Annotated in this window: 18 protein-coding genes; 3 read left to right on the forward strand and 15 right to left on the reverse strand. The window is 64.8% G+C overall.

All coding sequences use genetic code 11. The features are described from left to right. Positions 1-144 precede the first annotated feature (144 nt). Positions 145-762 (forward strand): alpha/beta hydrolase, encoded by a 618-nt coding sequence (locus tag JKL46_RS07630; protein WP_201831507.1) that lies wholly within the window; start codon positions 145-147, stop codon positions 760-762. A 111-nt stretch (positions 763-873) separates the two neighbouring features. Here JKL46_RS07630 and JKL46_RS07635 read toward each other — a convergent pair whose 3' ends face one another. The 4 genes from JKL46_RS07635 to JKL46_RS07650 form a co-directional block, all read right to left on the reverse strand. Next, positions 874-1,977, reverse strand: a complete 1,104-nt coding sequence (locus JKL46_RS07635) for a PLP-dependent cysteine synthase family protein (RefSeq protein WP_201831511.1) — start codon at positions 1,975-1,977, stop codon at positions 874-876. Between the two features lie 143 nt (positions 1,978-2,120). Continuing rightward, complete coding sequence (locus tag JKL46_RS07640) at positions 2,121-2,861, reverse strand: GDSL-type esterase/lipase family protein (protein WP_201831513.1); 741 nt, start codon at positions 2,859-2,861, stop codon at positions 2,121-2,123. A 14-nt stretch (positions 2,862-2,875) separates the two neighbouring features. Further along, the gene (locus tag JKL46_RS07645) at positions 2,876-4,045 is read right to left on the reverse strand and encodes an OpgC family protein (RefSeq protein ID WP_201831515.1); all 1,170 of its coding nucleotides are present in this window, start codon (positions 4,043-4,045) and stop codon (positions 2,876-2,878) included. 237 nt (positions 4,046-4,282) lie between these two features. Further along, positions 4,283-5,815: an acyl-CoA carboxylase subunit beta gene (locus JKL46_RS07650; RefSeq protein WP_201831517.1), complete on the reverse strand. Its 1,533-nt coding sequence runs from the start codon at positions 5,813-5,815 to the stop codon at positions 4,283-4,285. Positions 5,816-5,966: 151 nt separating this feature from the next. Between JKL46_RS07650 and JKL46_RS07655 the strand changes: the two genes are divergently transcribed. Next, positions 5,967-6,344, forward strand: a complete 378-nt coding sequence (locus tag JKL46_RS07655) for a hypothetical protein (protein ID WP_201831519.1) — start codon at positions 5,967-5,969, stop codon at positions 6,342-6,344. A 53-nt stretch (positions 6,345-6,397) separates the two neighbouring features. On the opposite strand, the gene JKL46_RS07660 is transcribed toward JKL46_RS07655, so the two are convergent. Genes JKL46_RS07660 through JKL46_RS36250 form a run of 3 tightly spaced genes read right to left on the reverse strand, consistent with a single transcriptional unit; the run spans position 6,398 to position 8,040 of the window. Next, positions 6,398-7,180 (reverse strand): ATP12 family chaperone protein, encoded by a 783-nt coding sequence (locus JKL46_RS07660; protein ID WP_246529201.1) that lies wholly within the window; start codon positions 7,178-7,180, stop codon positions 6,398-6,400. 17 nt (positions 7,181-7,197) lie between these two features. Continuing rightward, positions 7,198-7,890: an HAD-IA family hydrolase gene (locus tag JKL46_RS07665; protein ID WP_201831521.1), complete on the reverse strand. Its 693-nt coding sequence runs from the start codon at positions 7,888-7,890 to the stop codon at positions 7,198-7,200. A 24-nt stretch (positions 7,891-7,914) separates the two neighbouring features. After that, on the reverse strand, positions 7,915-8,040 hold the full coding sequence (locus JKL46_RS36250; RefSeq protein ID WP_281399850.1) for a hypothetical protein: 126 nt from the start codon (positions 8,038-8,040) through the stop codon (positions 7,915-7,917). A 169-nt stretch (positions 8,041-8,209) separates the two neighbouring features. On the opposite strand from JKL46_RS36250, the gene JKL46_RS07670 reads away from it, so the two are divergent. Then, positions 8,210-9,760, forward strand: a complete 1,551-nt coding sequence (locus JKL46_RS07670) for a sensor histidine kinase (protein ID WP_201831523.1) — start codon at positions 8,210-8,212, stop codon at positions 9,758-9,760. Here the strand turns inward: JKL46_RS07670 and ftsH are convergent. The 8 genes from ftsH to JKL46_RS07710 all read right to left on the reverse strand — a co-directional run bounded on the left by ftsH (position 9,757) and on the right by JKL46_RS07710 (position 17,853). Continuing rightward, on the reverse strand, positions 9,757-11,481 hold the full coding sequence (ftsH, locus tag JKL46_RS07675) for an ATP-dependent zinc metalloprotease FtsH (protein ID WP_343074030.1): 1,725 nt from the start codon (positions 11,479-11,481) through the stop codon (positions 9,757-9,759). The two genes, JKL46_RS07670 and ftsH, sit on opposite strands and share 4 nt — an antisense overlap. 220 nt (positions 11,482-11,701) lie before the next feature. Beyond that, complete coding sequence (locus JKL46_RS07680) at positions 11,702-11,977, reverse strand: GNAT family N-acetyltransferase (protein WP_201831528.1); 276 nt, start codon at positions 11,975-11,977, stop codon at positions 11,702-11,704. 80 nt (positions 11,978-12,057) lie between these two features. Next, positions 12,058-12,648: a GNAT family N-acetyltransferase gene (locus JKL46_RS07685; RefSeq protein WP_201831530.1), complete on the reverse strand. Its 591-nt coding sequence runs from the start codon at positions 12,646-12,648 to the stop codon at positions 12,058-12,060. Positions 12,649-12,771: 123 nt separating this feature from the next. Continuing rightward, complete coding sequence (locus tag JKL46_RS07690) at positions 12,772-13,233, reverse strand: hypothetical protein (RefSeq protein ID WP_201831532.1); 462 nt, start codon at positions 13,231-13,233, stop codon at positions 12,772-12,774. A gap of 92 nt (positions 13,234-13,325) precedes the next feature. Beyond that, complete coding sequence (locus JKL46_RS07695) at positions 13,326-14,627, reverse strand: RluA family pseudouridine synthase (protein WP_201831534.1); 1,302 nt, start codon at positions 14,625-14,627, stop codon at positions 13,326-13,328. Positions 14,628-14,670: 43 nt separating this feature from the next. Next, positions 14,671-15,057, reverse strand: coding sequence for a fluoride efflux transporter CrcB (gene crcB, locus JKL46_RS07700; protein WP_201831536.1), 387 nt, complete (start codon positions 15,055-15,057; stop codon positions 14,671-14,673). A gap of 4 nt (positions 15,058-15,061) precedes the next feature. Further along, positions 15,062-16,384 (reverse strand): replication-associated recombination protein A, encoded by a 1,323-nt coding sequence (locus JKL46_RS07705; protein ID WP_201831537.1) that lies wholly within the window; start codon positions 16,382-16,384, stop codon positions 15,062-15,064. A gap of 62 nt (positions 16,385-16,446) precedes the next feature. Continuing rightward, positions 16,447-17,853, reverse strand: coding sequence for a Do family serine endopeptidase (locus JKL46_RS07710; protein ID WP_201831543.1), 1,407 nt, complete (start codon positions 17,851-17,853; stop codon positions 16,447-16,449). Between the last annotated feature and the right edge of the window lie 44 nt (positions 17,854-17,897).

The raw sequence follows: 17,897 nt of genomic DNA on the forward strand, positions 1-17,897 counted from the left end.
TCGGCAACAGCCGAGATCCATCGGAGAGGGTGACCTGCGAAGCAGGTCGGGAGAGGGGCGGGCTTCGCTCGATCACTTCCCCTCTCCCGGCTCACTCCGTTCGCCACCCTCTCCCGCTCCGGGGAGAGGGAGAAAGAGAAAGTCATGACCGAACTGTCCTTCATCCACCGCTTTGAGCCTGCCACGGATCCGAAGCGTCCGCCGCTTCTGCTGCTCCACGGCACCGGCGGCGACGAGAACGATCTCTTGGGTCTCGGCCGCACCATCTCCCCCGGCTCTGCCCTGCTCTCCCCGCGCGGCAAGATCCTGGAGAACGGCATGCCGCGCTTCTTCCGCCGTCTGGCCGAGGGCGTGTTCGACGAGGAGGACGTGAAGTTCCGCGCGAACGAGCTTGCCGACTTCGTCGCCGAGGCGCGCAAGGCCTACGGGCTCGAGGCGCCTGTCGCGGTCGGCTTCTCCAACGGTGCCAACATCGCCGCCGCGATGCTGATGCTGCGTCCCGAGGCGCTGTCCGGCGCCGCGCTGCTCCGGGCGATGGTGCCCCTGTCGAACGCGCCGCGGGCGGATCTCACGGGCAAGCGGGTGCTGATGACTTCGGGTGCAATGGACCCGATCATCCCGTCCGACAACGCGAAGCGTCTCGCAGCATCGCTGTCGGCCGCCGGTGCCGAGGTCCAGCACGAGACGCTCCCGACAGGCCACAACCTGTCGCAGACGGATCTGCAGCTTCTCGTAAAATGGTTTGAGCAGTCTCGCAAATAAGCGGCTTCAACTAACACAAACCTCATCCTGAGGAGGCCGCAGAGCGGCCGTCTCGAAGGAGGTTCCAGTGCGCTCTGGATCCTCCTTCGAGACGCAGACTTTGTCTGCTCCTCAGGATGAGGGCAAAGTTTGCGACAGCTCGGGTTTAAAAACACCCGTCTCGAAAAACCGCTCCATCGCCTCTTCCGCCGGCTTGATGTCGATGCCGCGCGCGCCAAGCCACGCATCATCGAAATGCGTGCTGCGGTAGCGCTCGCCGGAATCGCAGAGCAGCGTCACGACGGAGCCCTGCTCGCCGTTCTTCACCATCTCGCCGACGATCTGGGCGACGGCCCAGAGATTGGTGCCCGTGGAGCCGCCACAGGAGCGCCCGATGCGCCGGGAGAGAACCCTTGCGGCGGCGATGCTCGCCGCGTCCGGCACCGCATAGGCACGATCGATCAGCTCCGGCACGAAGGACGGCTCGCAGCGGGGGCGGCCGATCCCCTCGACCACCGAAGGCGGCCCTGAGACGCTGCAGACGCTCCGGTCCGCCAGATAACGGTGGAAGATCGAGGCCTCCGGGTCGGCGAGGCACAGCCGCGTCGGCAGGCGGCGATAGCGGATATAGCGGCCGAGGGTCGCCGAAGTGCCGCCGGTCCCCGCCCCCACCACGATCCAGCTCGGCACCGGATGCTCCTCGCGGGTCATCTGGCTGAAGATGGATTCGGCGATGTTGTTGTTGCCGCGCCAGTCGGTCGCCCTCTCGGCATAGGTGAACTGGTCCATGTAATGGCCACCCAACTCATCGGCGAGCCGAGCGCTCTCGGCATACATCTCGGCCGGACTGTCCACGAAATGATTCTCGCCGCCATAGAAGGCGATCTGCGCGATCTTCTCGGCGGAGGTCGAGCGCGGCATCACGGCGATGAAGCGCAAGCCCAGCATCCGGGCGAAATAGGCCTCCGACACGGCCGTCGAGCCGCTCGAGGCCTCGACGATGGTGGTCTCCGATCCGATCCAGCCGTTGCAGAGCCCATAGAGAAAGAGCGACCGCGCCAGCCGGTGCTTGAGGCTGCCCGAGGGATGGGTCGATTCATCCTTGAGGTAGAGCTCGACGCCGGGCGCCGCCGGGAGCGGCACCCGCAGAAGATGCGTATCCGAGGAACGGTTGAAATCCGCCTCGATGGTCTGGATGGCGGCGGCAACCCAGGAGCGATCGCATGGGATGGTCATGGCGGGCCTCGATCAGGCATCTGAACGCTAGTCATAGAGACGCTTTCAGGCCGAGAAATATTCGGAGCAACGCCTTATCGGGGTAGGCCGCGCAACGCAATGGCGTGCCGGGCTGTCTATCGTCCGTGCGAAAAGGGCCGATCTTACGGCTGTGCGGCAACCGTGGCGGCCATGCCGGGTGCGATCTCGGACACCGCCATCGGGTAGTGCAGGCCGTCGGCGATGAGCTGCGCCAGGCAATCGTAGCCGCGATCGCCCATATGGAACCCGTCGCTCGACAGCATGGAGCCCAGGATGTCCGCCGAGCGCTCGCTCCAGGCTTTCATCAGCTTGTAGCGAGAGAACACCGGCACCTGCTCCGTAGCGGCGGTCGCGCCGACGAGGCTTACGAACCGCTCGTAGCGGCCCAAATCCTTGATTGCCGGATAATATTGCTGGTCGACGAGAATGACCTCGACGCCGAGCGCCTGCGCCGCATCGATGCCCTGCCGCAGAAGGGTCGAGAAACCGGCTTCGTCGCCGCCCTTCACCGCATCGTTCGTGCCGACCTGCCAGATGACGAGGTCCGGCTTCTTGGCCTTCAGGGCCGCTTCGAGGCGCCCGATGGTCTCGATGATCGTCTCGCCGCCCTTGCCCGCATTCTCGACTGTGACGGGCCCTTTCCACGCCTGGATGAGGTTGGCCTGGAGCTGGGCCGGATAGGAAAAGGCCGGGGAAGACGCGCCGATCCCTTCCGTCGAAGAGGAACCGATGGCGAGAATCCGCACCGGTTCATGGCGCCGGAGCTTGGACGCGATGGCCTCCAGCTTCACGGGAGACGAGAAGATCGGCTTGGACCCGTGGCAGACGGCGTCCTGCGCGTTCGCAGACCCGCCAATGCCCACGAGGAAAATGGATGCTATTGCGGCAGTTGCCCGGACGATACCGACACGAGGCCAGATTTTCCGACTCGCTCCGATCGGGGAGCGGTCGAGCCTTTCTTTTTCCATTCGAGATATCGCGCCAGCAGGAGGAGTCCGAGGATACCGAACACCGTGAATACCATACCGACGATATGCGGACTAGCGGAGGACTTCACCGCGGCGAGCGTCATTGTGACCTCCCCGAGCGCGCTCAGGATGGATCCGGCGGCAAAGACCGGCAGGGAATAGCGCCCCAGGCGCATCATCTCGGCGCCGAGGGTGGTCCCCTGCAGGACATGCCCCAGGCGGATCTGCGTCACCACATAGGCGAGTGCCAGGAAGTGGATCAGGCGGCCGAGGCCGAGATCGCTCTTCACGAGGTCGACATTATTGAAGGCGCCCCAGAGCAGGTTCGGCGCCAGGCCGAACCCGTTCATCATCGTGACGAAGGAAGCGAACAGAAGGGCCAAGGAACCGATGAAGGCCGGGCGCCAGTAAGGGACGCTCTTCATCTGCGAGAACAATGCGCCGGTAAAAATGCCGAGCGTGAACAGAAGCTGCCAGGCGAAGGGGTTGAAGAACCACCGTCCCGGCTCGGGCCAGCTTGGCAGGGCCAGCACATCGGCTCGGGCGAGCAGATAAACCGCTACGGAGACCACAGCCGCCAGTGCCACATGAATGCGCAGCAGGATCAAGGCCAGGGGCGCCCAGAGCATGAGAGCGATGTAGAGGGGCAGGATGTTGAAATAGCCGAGCTGATGCCCGAGCAGAAGAACGCCCGTCACGCCGCGTGCCGTATCCTCGAACACCGCGCTGCGGCCATGGGCCTCGATCATCATGATGTCGTCGCTGAGCACGTAGCCCACGGAGAACAGCGCCACGGCCGCGCCGGTCATGATCAGGTGCATGCGATAGAGTTCGAGCGAACGCCGGAAGCACCGCCTGATGATATCGAGGATGCCGCGCTGATGCAGCTTCGGATAATAGACGAGCGCAACCGAGAGGCCGGAGATGAAGACGAAGGCTTCCGCCGCATCGGAAAAGCCGTAATTGCGCGGCGTCAGATGTTCGAGAATGTTGCCCGGAACGTGATTCACGAAAATGATGACGAGGACCAGCCCTCGCCAAAAATCGATCACGGTGTTGCGGCCTTCCGAGGCGTGCATTCCCAACCCTCGCAGTTTTTTGGATGACGGCAGAACGCCTGAAAGCGGCGGCAGATCCGAGAATCGTCATCAACTCTTCGAGACGGATTCGGCGCTTAAGCTCGGTATTTCAGATCGGCCAAGCTGAGGCAAGCGTGACAGAGCAGCGCGTGCCCGAATGGGCACACGCTGCGGTCATGTCGGTCGACGAGAATTCCGGAGGTGTTAAGGCGGCGTAATTCGCCGTTCTTCAATCAGTTACAACGGAATGTTGTCGTGCTTCTTCCACGGACGCTCGGTTTCCTTGTGCCGCAGCATCGCGAGTGCCCGCGCGATCCGCCGGCGTGTCGAATGCGGCATGATCACTTCATCGATATATCCGCGCTCGGCCGCCACGAAGGGCGACATGAAGCGGTCCTCGTATTCCTTTGTGCGCGCAGCGATTTTCTCCGCATCGCCGATATCTTGCCGGAAGATGATCTCCACCGCGCCCTTGGCGCCCATCACCGCGATCTGCGCGGTCGGCCACGCATAATTGATGTCGCCGCCGATATGCTTTGACGCCATCACGTCATAGGCGCCGCCGAAGGCCTTTCGCGTGATCACCGTCACGAGAGGTACGGTCGCTTCCGAATAGGCGAAGAGCAGCTTGGCGCCGTGCTTGATCAGACCGCCATATTCCTGCGCCGTGCCCGGCAGGAAGCCCGGTACATCCTCGAAGGTGACGATCGGGATGTTGAAGGCATCGCAGAAGCGCACGAAGCGCGCCGCCTTGCGCGAGGCATCCGAGTCGAGCACGCCGGCGAGCACCATCGGCTGGTTGGCGACGAAGCCCACCGTGTGGCCCTCGATGCGTCCGAAGCCGGTGATGATGTTCCTGGCGTAAGCTTCCTGGATCTCGAAGAAATCGCCCTCGTCCACGACCTTCAGAATCAGCTCCTTCATGTCGTAGGGCTTGTTCGGATTGTCCGGAATCAAGGTGTCGAGGCTGTCGTCGGTGCGGTTGGGATCGTCGAAGCTCGGGATCTCCGGCACGCCGTCCATGTTGTTCGCCGGCAGGAAGTCGATCAGGCGGCGCACCTGCAGCAGCGCCTCGACATCGTTGTCATAGGCGCCATCGGCCACCGAGGATTTGCTGGTGTGGACCTTCGCCCCGCCGAGCTCCTCCGAAGTCACCGTCTCGTTGGTGACGGTCTTCACCACCTCGGGCCCGGTGACGAACATGTAGGAGCGGTCGCGCACCATGAAGATGAAATCGGTCATGGCCGGCGAATAGACGTCGCCACCGGCGCAGGGCCCCATGATCACCGAGATCTGCGGGATGACGCCGGAGGCGATGACATTCCGCTTGAACACCTCGCCGTAACCGCCGAGCGCCGCGACGCCTTCCTGGATACGCGCGCCGCCGGCATCGAACAGGCCGACGATGGGCGCGCGCATCTTGAGCGCCATGTCCTGGATCTTGATGATCTTCTGGGCGTGCGCCTCGGACAGCGAACCGCCGAAGACGGTGAAGTCCTTGGCGAAGACGAAGACCGTGCGGCCGTTGACCGTGCCCCAGCCCGTGACGACGCCGTCGCCCGGGATCTTGACCTTCTCCATGCCGAAATCGCTCGAGCGGTGCTCGACGAACATGTCGAACTCCTCGAAGGAGCCCTTGTCGAGCAGGAGTTCGATGCGCTCGCGAGCCGTCAGCTTGCCGCGGCCGTGCTGCGCCTCGATGCGCTTTTCGCCGCCGCCGAGGCGGGCCTGGGCGCGCCGCTCTTCGAGCCGTTCGAGGATATCTTTCATGGCAGGTCCCTGTTCCGGGGGAATGATCCTCCGCTTAGCACAGCCGTGCGAACCCCAAAATCCCACTATGGACGTGTGCTCCACAGCACTTCACAGGTCGGTCTAAGAAGGATATCAGATAAACGTTATCACGTTTATGATGGGGCTGACCATGAACAAGACCACTTCCCTCGCGGCCGCCGCCGCCCTCCTGTCGCTCGCAACCGCCGGCTGCGCCAGCCGCTCGGAGGACGTCGCCGCATCCTATGTGTCGCCGACGATGTATGGCAGCTATAGCTGCCGTGAGCTGAGCGCCGAGGCGCAGCGCGTCAGCGCGGCTGCCGCCGTGGCCTCGGGCGCACAGGATTCGCAGGCTACGAAAGATGCGGTCGCGACGACGGCCGCCGTCGTCATCTTCTGGCCGGCCGCCTTCTTCGTCAGCGGCAACAATGCCCAGACCGCCGAACTCGCCCGTCTCAAGGGGCAGATGCAGGCCATCGAGGGTGCGTCCGTCCAGAAGAAGTGCGGAATCAATTTCCAGCGCGCCTAAGATCCCAACCGACAGCATTCAAGGCCGTCGCTCCTCCCGGGTCGGCGGCTTTTTTATTCGGTGGCCAAGCGAAAAACCCGGGCGGCGGCTTTGAACTCGGCCTCACGACGGCGGCGGCGCTCCATGGCCTCGTAATCCTCGCCCCAGACGCTCTCCTGATAGAGCTCGTCCACATGGGCGGCGGCCCAGGCCGCGTCGGCATCCATCTGCTGCGCGGCATGGGCGAGCGAGATCAGCACAGAACCGGACAGGGTGGTCATCACGTGGAGGGCGGCAAGGGCAAAGGGTGATTCGATCTGCTCGATGGCCCGGCGAATGGCCGCAACGGACTCCTCGGGCTGCGTCACATGCATCACCCCCTCGCCCAGGGAAAAGCGGGCGCCATGCACCTCTTTCGCCCAGTCGAGCACGGGGCTCCAGGCAGCATCCTGGGAGTGCGCGAGGCGCTCGGGCTCGGCGGCCCGATAATAAACCAGATCGGATCCGGCATAGCGGACGAGATCGTCGACCACCTCGGCCTGCCGCGGCGCAACGCCGTCGATGGCGGAATTGACGATGCGGGTTACCGGCATGGTCGAGGGATCGATCTCGCCGCCCTGCCCCCGCCATTCCTCGGCCAGCGCCTCGGCAAGACCTCGCGAAGGCACCGCCAGGTCCTGCTTGCTCGGGGTCTTCGCCGTTCGTCCATCCAGGGCGAGGAAGAACTTGCCGTCCCGCTCCTTTACGCCCGCATCCTTATAGAAGCGCTTCGGCAGGGTTGGCTTCATGCCGGCCTGGGCGGCCCGCATCGGATTGGGTTCTTCTTCGGATGGGAACCAGTCGCGTGGATCTGTCATGGTCGGAAAATAGGGTTTCAGGCCGGGATCTGCGAGGGCAAAATCTGAATGGACCGGTCGAGGAAATCGTCCAGGACGGTCGCGAGTTCCGCGTAGGAATGGACGATGGCGCCTGCTCCCGCCTCGTTAAGCGCGCCTACCGGCTGGAAGCCCCAGGACACGCCGACGGACATGACCCCAGCGGCGCGGGCCATAGCCATGTCGAAACTCGAATCGCCGATCATCACCGTCTCATGCGGAGCGACTCCGGTTGCCCGCATCGCCTGGAGGATCATGCCGGGATGCGGCTTGGACGGCGCATCGTCGGCAGTCTGGATCGACGCGAAGACGCCATGCCATCCGAAGCTGTCGAGAATGCGCGCCACGCCCCGTTGCGAGTTGCCGGTGGCGATGCCGAGCGCCACCTCACGCCGATCCCGCAGCGCCGCGATGCATTCGCCCGCACCAGGAAACAGCGGCTCGGCATGAGCCGGGTCCCGCCGCAAGACGGCGGACACCTCTCTGTAGGTGGCGACCAGATCGGCAATCGGCGCTTTCGGCCCCGCCAGAGCCGTAAAGGCCTCGGCGAGCGACAGTCCGACGATGGACAGCGCCCGCTCGCGGCTTGGGGGCTCCAGTCCATGGGCGGCGAAGGTCGCCTGCTGGGCCGCGACGATGATGTTCTGGCTGTCGACGAGCGTTCCGTCGACATCGAAAAGAACGAGCTTCAAGGATCTTTCCCGGTTAGGCGGCTGTTAGCTCTTCGGTTTGTCGGCGTGGCAGAATTGCGGAGCGTTCATGCTCCAGTTGCCGCACTTGTCGCAGGCCGTGGCCAGAAGGCCCAGACAGACGACGACGGCGACACGAGTGATGCGTTGCATGATGGAAGCCCCCTTGTTGCGCGCACCATAGGCAAGTTTCCCGTCATCGGCCAGAACCTGCGACCGGAAACCGCCCGCCCCTCGCGGTTTTTTCGGGGCATGGGTCTATCTTCGCAACGGATGCTGCGGATAGGATCTTACTGCCGTATAGGATGGGCCAGAACAATAGATGAGAACGACTGAGCCCTTGGATCCGGATGTCCTGCTGCACAGGATAGCCGAATTGGAGCGGGAAAACTTTCGGCTCCGGGAGCGAGCCGGCGACGGCGTTTCAGCCCTGCCCTCAGACCCGGCGATAGAAGGCTCCAACGACAACGAGTGGCCGCGCCGCGTAGGCGAGGAGAAGCTCCGGCAGATCGCGGATCATCTGCCCGCCCTCGTCGCCTATGTGGACGCGGATCAGCGCTACCGGTTCAACAACCGCGCCTACGAGACCTGGATCGGGCAGAGTCCGGAAAGCCTGTACGGACGTACCCTGTGGGAGGCTGTCGGCATCCCGGCCTATGAACGGACGAGGCCCTATATCGAAGCTGCTCTCTCGGGCGAGAGGACAGGTCATGAATGGTGGGCCCCGTTCCGGTCGGGCATGCGGTATGTGAAATCCGACTACATTCCGGATCGCAGCGAAGATGGGACCGTCATCGGCTTCTACGTGCTTGCTGCGGATCTTTCCGAATCCAAGCTGTCTCAGGCTGCTCTTGCCAAGAGCGAAACCCGGCTGCGCCTTGCCATCGACGCCGGGCGCATGGCCGTCTGGGAGGTGGAGACCGCGACCGAGCGGGTGACGGTGTCGCCGGAGCTGAACCGGCTGCTGGGACTTCCACCGGATGCGGCTCCGTCCATGGACGAAATCCGGGCGCGCTATTATCCGGGCGAGCGGGAGCGCATCCGCGCCGTTGTCATGGAGGCCCTTGCCCGCGGCGAGAGCCACATCGAATCCGAACTGCGGATCCTCTGGCGCGACGGGTCCATCCATTGGCTCCTGCTTCGCGCCGAACTCCAGGACATCACGGACGGAATTCCCGCCCGAACCCTCGGTGTCGCGCTCGACATCACGGAGATGAAGAAGGCGGAGGAGCACCAGCAGCTCCTCATCAACGAGCTCAACCACCGTGTGAAGAATACGCTGGCGACTGTGCAATCCATTGCTTCCCAAAGCCTGCGCAACGCGGGGTCCACGGTCGAGGCTCGCGAAGCGATGGAGGGGCGGCTGTTCGCGCTCTCGCGGGCGCATGACGTGCTGACCCGGGAGAACTGGGGCGGAGCTTTCCTGCACGAGGTCATTCAGGAAGCCATCGCACCGTTTCAGAGCGATGGCGGCGAGCGCTTCGATGTCGGGGGCCCCGAGATACGTCTGCCGCCGCGTGTCGCCCTGGCCATCGCCATGGCACTGCAGGAGCTCGGGACGAACGCGGTCAAATACGGTGCTCTGCGCAACGAACCCGGTCGCGTCGCAATCACCTGGTCGGTGACGCCGCAAGCCGGCAGCACGCGGCTGCGAATGGTCTGGGAGGAGAAGGCCGGCCCGCCCGTGGTGGAGCCGAGCCGGAGAGGTTTCGGCACACGGCTGATCGAGCGCAGCCTCGCTCAGGAGCTCGACGGCGTCGTCTCCATCCTTTTCGCACCCGGCGGGGTGGTCTGCACGATCGATGCCCCCGTCTCCCCTCGGATGAATCCGAGGGGAGACGGGGTGGCGTCTGACCAGCGAGCCGGGCCTTAAGCGGCAAGCCTGTCCTGCTGCCGCGCGACGATGTCTCGAACCTCGTCGCCCTCGATGGTCTCGTGATCGAGAAGCGCCTCGGTCAGAGCGTCGAGCGCGTCGCGGTTGTCCTCGATGCAGGCCTTCGCGGCCGCGTACATCTCGTCGATGATGCGGCGTATCTCCTGCTCGACCTCGCGCGGCAGGCTGTCGCCCGAATGCGCGACCCGGACCATGCCGATGGCCGGGCTCATGCCCCACTCGGTCACCATCTTGGTGACGATGTTGGTGGCGTGGGCGATGTCGCTCGCGGCCCCCGTCGTCACTTTCTTAGGCCCGAACACGACCTCCTCGGCGGCACGGCCGCCCATGGCGACGATCAGATCGGCCTCGAGCTTTTCCACCGGGATGCAGAACCGGTCGTGCTCCGGCAGCCGCATGACGAGGCCGAGCGCCTGGCCGTGCGGGATGATGGTGGCGCTGTGCACCTTGTCGGAAGCCGGCAGGAGGCAGGCGCAGAGGGCATGACCCGCCTCATGGACGGCGACCAGCCGACGCTCGTCGTCAGAGATGACGAGCGAACGCCGCTCGAGACCCATGATGATCTTGTTGCGGGCCGCCTCCAGATGATCGCGGCCGACCTCCCCGACGCCCTCGCGCGCCGCGAAGATCGCAGCTTCATTGAGGAGGTTGCCCAGATCGGCGCCGGAGAACCCCGGCGTTCCCTTGGCGATGGAGGCAAGGCTGACGCCTTCGGCCAGCTTCACGTTGCGGGCATGTACGTTGAGGATCGCCTCGCGGCCGCTGATATCGGGGAGACCGATATGGACCTGACGGTCGAAGCGGCCGGGACGCAGAAGAGCGGGGTCCAGCACATCGACGCGGTTCGTGGCGCCGATGACGATCACGCCGGCGGTGGTGTTGAAGCCGTCCATCTCGACCAGAAGCTGGTTCAGCGTCGCCTCGAATTCGCGATCGGCCGCCGAGCCTCCGCCGCCGCGCTTGCGGCCGATGGCATCGATCTCGTCGATGAAGATCAGGCAGGGAGCCTTCTTCCGGGCCTGCTCGAAGAGCTTCGAGACACGGCCCTTGGCGATGCCGATCAGGGGTGCGGAGAAGTCGCTGCCCGAGACCGCCATGAACGAGACACCGGCCTCGCCGGCGAGCGCCTTGGCGATCAGGGTCTTGCCGGTTCCGGGCGGCCCGACCATCAGCAGTCCGCGCGGAATGCGGGCGCCGACCCGCGTGAAGGCGTCGGCATCCTTGAGGAAGGCGATCACCTCCTGCAATTCTCCCTTGGCCTCCTCCTGACCGGCGACATCGTCGAAGCGGTTCGGGATGCTGCGCACCACGCGCGGCCAGCGGGCGCCCGGCTTGAAATCGGTCTGGATGGCCAGCATCGCCAACACGGCGACCACCAGGATCAGCGGCCCCAGGATCCCGGCAATATGAGCGGCGTCGAAGCCGGGCTTCTTGAAGTCCACCTCGGCACCAGCGGCAGTGATCCGCTCGATGTAATCGGCGCTCACCAGCCCGTTCGGCATCCGGACGAAGACTTCCCTGTCGCCCATCGAGACGGAAAGGCCGCCGCTTTCGATCAGGACCTTCTGGACCTTCTTGTCGGAAAGCTCGCGCGTGAAGTCCGAATAGGAAATCTCGCTGACGGGCTCGGCCAGCAGGCGAGGCCCCATGAACACGGCTGCTGCGACGAGCAAGGCGAGGATCGCGGACGAAATTGCCACGCTTTTCTTGGTCAGGTGCCTTCTTGCTTTTTCGAGAACGTTGGTCACAGGCGGCGCCCCCATAGCGCGGTTCGGAGTTTTTTGGAGGAGCCGCTGTTTAGTCTATTTTGACGCAGTCCGCAGTACGGCGAATGGGCACACCCACCGAATGGATAGGTGCGGATGCCTAGAGTTGCCGCGCTTTTGAAGGCGAACCGGATCCACCTCGCCGAAAAGCGCTCTAGTTGAGCAGATCGCGATATTCTTTGTGGCGCTTGATCCAGGCCCATGCATAGCCGCAGAGCGGCGTGATCTTGAGACCCTCGGAGCGCGCGATCTCCGCAACGCCCTTCATCAATTCGCCGGCAGCCCCGGTGCCGCGCAGCGGGATCGCCGCCTCCACATGCCGGATCACGAGATCGGATCCGCGCCTCTCGTAATTGGCGAAGGCGATATGCCCGTTTCTCTCCAGCTCGAACCGACGATGGGCGGCGTTGTCGCGGACGGTATCGTTCATGCCTCAACTCGCTGACGGAACCTGTCGAAGACCAACGTGGTGTCGCAACCTGCGTTCCGCCATAGTCAAGCTTCGCTCAGCTAAAGAGCAGCCATCCGCCGCTCCAACCCCGCCTTCACCGCAGGCCACTCGTCACGGACGATGCTGTAGGTCGCCGTGTCGCGGATATGCCCGTCGGGCATGATCATATGATGCCGCAGGATGCCGTCGAGCTTGGCGCCGAGGCGCTCGATGGCGGCACGGGACTGGTCGTTGCCGGCATGGGTCCGGATCTCGACGGAAATGCAGCCCAGCGTCTCGAAGGCATGCCGCAGCATGAGGAACTTGGCGTGGGTGTTGACGAAGGTCCGCTGCCAGGACCTGGCGATCCAGGTGGTCCCGATCTCGACCCGGTGATTGGCGGCATCGATGTTCATGAACCGGGTCGAGCCGACGACTTGGTTGCCCTCATTCACCACAGTTGCGAAGGGAAGCGCGAGACCGGCCGCCTGGAGCTTGAGGGCCGACTCGACATAGGCTTCGAAACCTTCCGGCCGGGGCACGGTGGTCGTCTTTTTCACCCAAAGCTCGCCATCGCTCGCCGCCTTCGCGAGCGCCGGGACCTCGGCGAGGCTCAAGGGCCTCAACGTCAGAAGGTCCGTCGAGAGGGTCACGGGCTCGATGTGCAGCATGATGGGAGTGCCTTTTCCGATCTGCCGCTTTGTCCCCTATTCTCGCTCTATCCGCAACGGCCATGGACTGCCCTCAGGAGGCCTTGAGCCTCCTGATGTGGATATCCGCGATAGGCCTGACCCTCAGCTCAGAAGATAGACGAGGCCGGGCAGGCTGACCGCCAGGACCGCGAGCGTCCAGGCTCCCACCGCCGATTCCCAGGCGACGTTGCCCGTGGCGTTCCGCAATCGTTGTGCGCAGGTGCCGGCATCCATCGTCCGGCCGCTCAGGCACGAGCAGAGCGCGTAATGCGCCTGGCCATCGGACAGCGCGAAGTAGCGCATGGCATCGCCGAGCCGGTCGCTCGCCAAGCCGTCCGCACGCAGGATCGGATCGTCATAGGCAACGGTCAGCGGGGAATTGTCTTCGCGGACCAGAGCCCTTTCGGCCGGGGGCTTGTATTCGATCTCCCCGAGGGAATTCAGGCGGCGCTTCGGATCGGCTTCGAGCAGGTCGATCCAGCGCTGGAGGCGTTCCTCGCGGGACAGAGGTCTCGGCTGAACGTCGGCGACACTGCGGAGCTGATCAAGATGCTTGTGTTCCATCGATCTCCTCCTTGCTCTGTGAGCACCACGATGCTGCGCGTGATGCGCGGCGAAAGTGCGACAGGAAGATTGGGCGATGGAGGTAGCCGAAACTAGTCTTCCGGCGCCTCGACGATGGGATCGTAGCGGCTCGTATCGAGCCCGAGCAGGTTGAAGCTCTGCTGCATGTGCGGCGGCAGCGGCGCGGTGACGTCGATGGGCTTGCCGGTGCGCGGATGGGCGATGACGATGCGGCGTGCGAGCAGATGCAGCTTGTTCTGGATGCCCCCCGGCAGCTCCCAGTTCTCGATGTCGAAATATTTCGGATCGCCGACGATGGGATGGCCGATATGCGCAGCATGGGCACGCAGCTGATGGGTGCGGCCGGTCACAGGCTTCAGCGACAGCCAGGCGAGCTTTTGGGCCGCCGTGTCGACCACCGCGTAATAGGTCAGCGCGTGGCTTGCGCCCTCGTCGCCGTGGCGGGCGACGCGCATGCGGGAATCGCCCTCGTCGCCTTCCTTGGCGAGATAGGTCGATACCCTGCCCTGCCGCACGCGCGGCACGCCGGCAACCAGCGCCCAGTAGATCTTGCGCGTGGTGCGCGCGCGGAACGACTTCGCCATGGTCGAGGCGGCGAAGCGCGTCTTGGCGATGACGAGGCAGCCGGCCGTGTCCTTGTCGAGACGATGCACGAGACGCGGCTTCTGCCCGTCGTCTGCCGTCAGCGCCTCGAGCAAGCCGTCCACGTGCCGCTTGGTGCCAGAGCCGCCTTGCACTGCAAGCCCCATGGGCTTGTTGATGATGAGGACGTCCTTGTCCTCGTAGAGCGTGATCGACTTCAGGAAATCGCGGTCGTCCTGGTCCTTGGCGGCGCTGCGCGAGACCGGACGCGGCTGGTCGAGCTTCAGGGGCGGGATGCGAACCTTCTGGCCTGCCACGAGCCGGTCGTTCGGCTGGGCGCGCTTGCCGTCGATGCGCAGCTCGCCTTTGCGGACGATGCGCTGGATATGGGTGAAGGCCAGCTGCGGAAAGCGGGCGACGAGGAAGCGATCGACGCGCATGTCGGCCTCGTCCGGCTCGACAACGAGGGTCTGCACGCCGGTTGCCAGAACCTCCTGAGCCTCGGCCTTGGCCTGGGCGCGCGTCGGGCGCGGGGGAGCCTCCGCCGCAGACTTAGCTTGGCGCGGCCGCGCCGGCGCCTTGTCGCGCAGGGTAGTGGCTGGTCGTGCCTTGGCAGCCGACTTCAACCCATCCTGCTTAGCCGAGGGAGTCCTGGTCGACGAAGACTTGGCCGACGAGGACTTTGTCGACGTCCCCTTGCGTGCCGGCTTGTCCTCGCGCGAGCGAAACCCCTGCCGGGCACCCGAGCGCCCGCCGCGGGCACCATTCTGTCCTGAACCGCTTTTTCTCATGCGAATGTGGGTATCAGAGCGCCGCGCGGGCGGCAATCGAGGTTTAGGCGCTGATCGCCCTGATCATGCCGAGGCCGGCGACCAGCCCGGCAATGGAGAGAACGACCGAGGCAACCACGTAAGTCGCGGCGATACCCACCTGCCCTCTCTCCCAGATCAGTACCGCGTCGAGGGAGAAGGCCGAGAAGGTGGTGAACCCACCGAGGATTCCGGTCGTCAGGAAAAGCCGCAGCGGCTGGCTCCATCCCTCGCCCGCCTTGAAGGCAAGCCATCCGGCAAGGACGCCCATGATGAAGGAGCCGACGACGTTCACCGTGAGCGTGCCCCACGGAAACGCCGTTCCGCAATAGCGCGCGCAACTGACATTGACGCTATGCCGGAGCGCGCCGCCGATCCCGGCACCGAGGAAGACGAGGAGATAAGATTTCATCGCGTCAGCCCTGCTCGTCCTCGGACCGCCGGTCGCGGCGCAGCCTCTCCCACCAGTCGAGCCGCTTCCGGATCTCGCGCTCGAAGCCGCGGTCCACGGGCTCGTAGAATTCCTGCCGTCCCAGCTTTTCCGGCCAGTAATCCTGGCCTGAAAAGGCGTCGGGCTCGTCGTGATCGTAAGCGTAGCTCTCGCCGTAACCGATCTGTTTCATGAGCTTTGTCGGCGCATTCAGGATCGTCTTCGGCGGCATCAGGGAGCCGTGCTCCTTGGCAACCCGCGTAGCGGCCTTGTAGGCGGTGTAGACCGCGTTCGATTTCGGCGCAGTGGCGAGATAGACGGCGGCCTGGGCGAGGGCCAGCTCGCCTTCGGGCGAGCCGAGGAAGTCGAAGGCGTCCTTGGCCGCATTGGCGATCACGAGGGCCTGGGGATCTGCGAGCCCGATATCCTCGACCGCCATCCGCACCAGCCGGCGGGCGATGAAGAGCCGGTCCTCGCCGGCGTCCAACATGCGGGCCAGATAATAGAGCGCCGCATCGGGATCCGATCCGCGAACGGTCTTATGCAGGGCGGAGATGAGGTTGTAATGCCCTTCCTGTCCCTTGTCGTAGATCGGCGCCCGGCGCTGGATGATCTCCTGCAGCTGCTCGGCATCGAAGATCTCGCCGGGCTTGGCTGAACGCCAGACCTCTTCGGCGAGCGTCAGCACGGCCCGGCCGTCGCCGTCCGCCATCCGCACGAGGGAGGCTCTCGCCTCCTCGTCGAGGGGCAGGCTTTTACCCGAGATCTCCTCCGCCCGGACCAGGATCCTCGCGATGGCGTCTTCGTCGAGCGACTTGAACAGGAGCACGCGGGCGCGGGAGAGAAGCGCCGCGTTCAGCTCGAAGGACGGGTTCTCGGTGGTGGCGCCGACCAGCGTGATGGTGCCGTCTTCCATCACGGGCAGGAAAGCATCGAGCTGGGCACGGTTGAAGCGGTGGATCTCGTCTACGAAGAGGAGCGTGCCCTTGCCGATGGAGCGGCGGTGGCGGGCGGCCTCAAAAACCTTCTTCAGGTCCGCCACGCCGGAGAAGATCGCCGAGATCTGCTCGAAATGAAGATCCGTCTCATGGGCGAGCAACCGCGCCACCGTTGTCTTGCCGGTGCCGGGTGGCCCCCAGAAGATCAGGGAGCCCAAGGTCTTCGAGGCGATGAGGCGGGTCAGGATCCCGTCCGGGCCGACCAGATGGTCCTGACCGACGACCTCGGAGAGATGCTGCGGGCGCATCCTGTCCGCCAGCGGACGGGGCGCGTTCTGGTCGAGGCCGGCGGATGAGAACAGGTCGCTCATGATGGTTCAAGGACTCGGGGACGGGCCGACATCAATACCCGATCTCCCCGCCTCCGTCCCGCCTATCGCCCGAGGACAGTCGTGAAGACGCGCCCGCCCCGGCTGACGGTCACCTCCCAGTAGCCGCCGGTCCGGTTGAGCGCGCGTTCGGCGTCTTTGGTGGAAGCCAGCCGCTCGCCGTTGACGGCGACGACCTGGTCACCCTTCTCGAAGCCGACACTGCCGGCGACGCTGCGGTCTTCGATATCCGCAACCACCACGCCGTCATCCGCGATCTCGATCTGCAGCTCGTCGGCGACGGCCGGCGACATGTTGACGAGGGTCGCCCCGGCAAACGGCGTCCGAGCGCGGCCGCGCACCGGATCCCGGGCCGGATTTTCCGGCGGCGGCATGAGCTTGACTTGGATCGTATTCTGCTTGCCGCCCCGCAGGATCGTCAGCGGAACCTGCCCTTGCGTCCCCTTCAGAGTGAAGCGGTAGCCGAAGGAATCCGGGTTATCGACGGGCTGTCCGTCGACCATCAGGATCGCATCGCCACGCTTGAGACCGGCTTCGGCGGCAGGTCCCTTGTCGTAGATCGCGGTCACGAGGACGCCGGTCGGACGCTCCAGCCCGAGTCCGTTGGCTATGTCGCCGTCCACGGGCTGGAGGCGTGCGCCGAGCCAGGGCCGGACTACGTTCTTGGAGCCGCCCCGAGCCGAGTTCAGCACCACCCGGACCATGCTGGAGGGCACGGCGAAGCCGATGCCGATGCTGCCGCCGGAGCGGGAATAGATTGCAGTGTTGATGCCGACCACGCGGCCGTTCATGTCGATGAGCGCACCACCCGAATTGCCCGGATTGATGGCCGCATCCGTTTGGATGAAGAACTGGTAGTCGGAAATCCCGACCTGGGTTCGGGCCAGCGCGGAAACGATGCCCTGGGTCACGGTCTGGCCGACGCCGAAGGGATTGCCGATGGCGAGCACGAGATCGCCGACCTGAAGCGCCTCCGAGTCGCCGAGTTCGATCGCCTGCAGGTTCGTGGCGTCCTTCAGCTTCAGCACGGCGATATCCGTACGGGAGTCGCGCAGCAGGATCTCTGCCTCGAATTCCCGCCGGTCGGCGAGCGCCACCTTCACCTCGTTCATGTTCTCGATCACGTGGTTGTTCGTGATCACGAGACCCAACGGATCGACGATCACGCCCGAACCGAGGGAGCTCTGCGACCGCCCGCGCGGCACGCCCGGTGCGTTGTCACCGAAGAAGCGGCGAAAGTAGTCCTCGATGGCCGCGTTCTGCCGGCGGTCATTCCGCTTGGCATAGACGTTGACGACAGATCCTGCGGTCTGGCGCACCACGGGCGCGAAGGAGAGCTGGACCTGAGCCTTGCTCTCGGGAACGACGCGCTGGGCGGGCGTCTGGGCGCCGGCCGGGCCGAAGGCCAGCATGGCGGCGAGAAATCCGATCGCGGGGTGGAAGAAGCGCATACCTGTCGAATCCTGTCTTCGAGAGCCGTATGGATAGAACGCGG

It is taken from the genome of Microvirga zambiensis WSM3693 (assembly GCF_016735695.1).
GTDB classification, from domain to species: Bacteria; Pseudomonadota; Alphaproteobacteria; order Rhizobiales; family Beijerinckiaceae; genus Microvirga; species Microvirga zambiensis.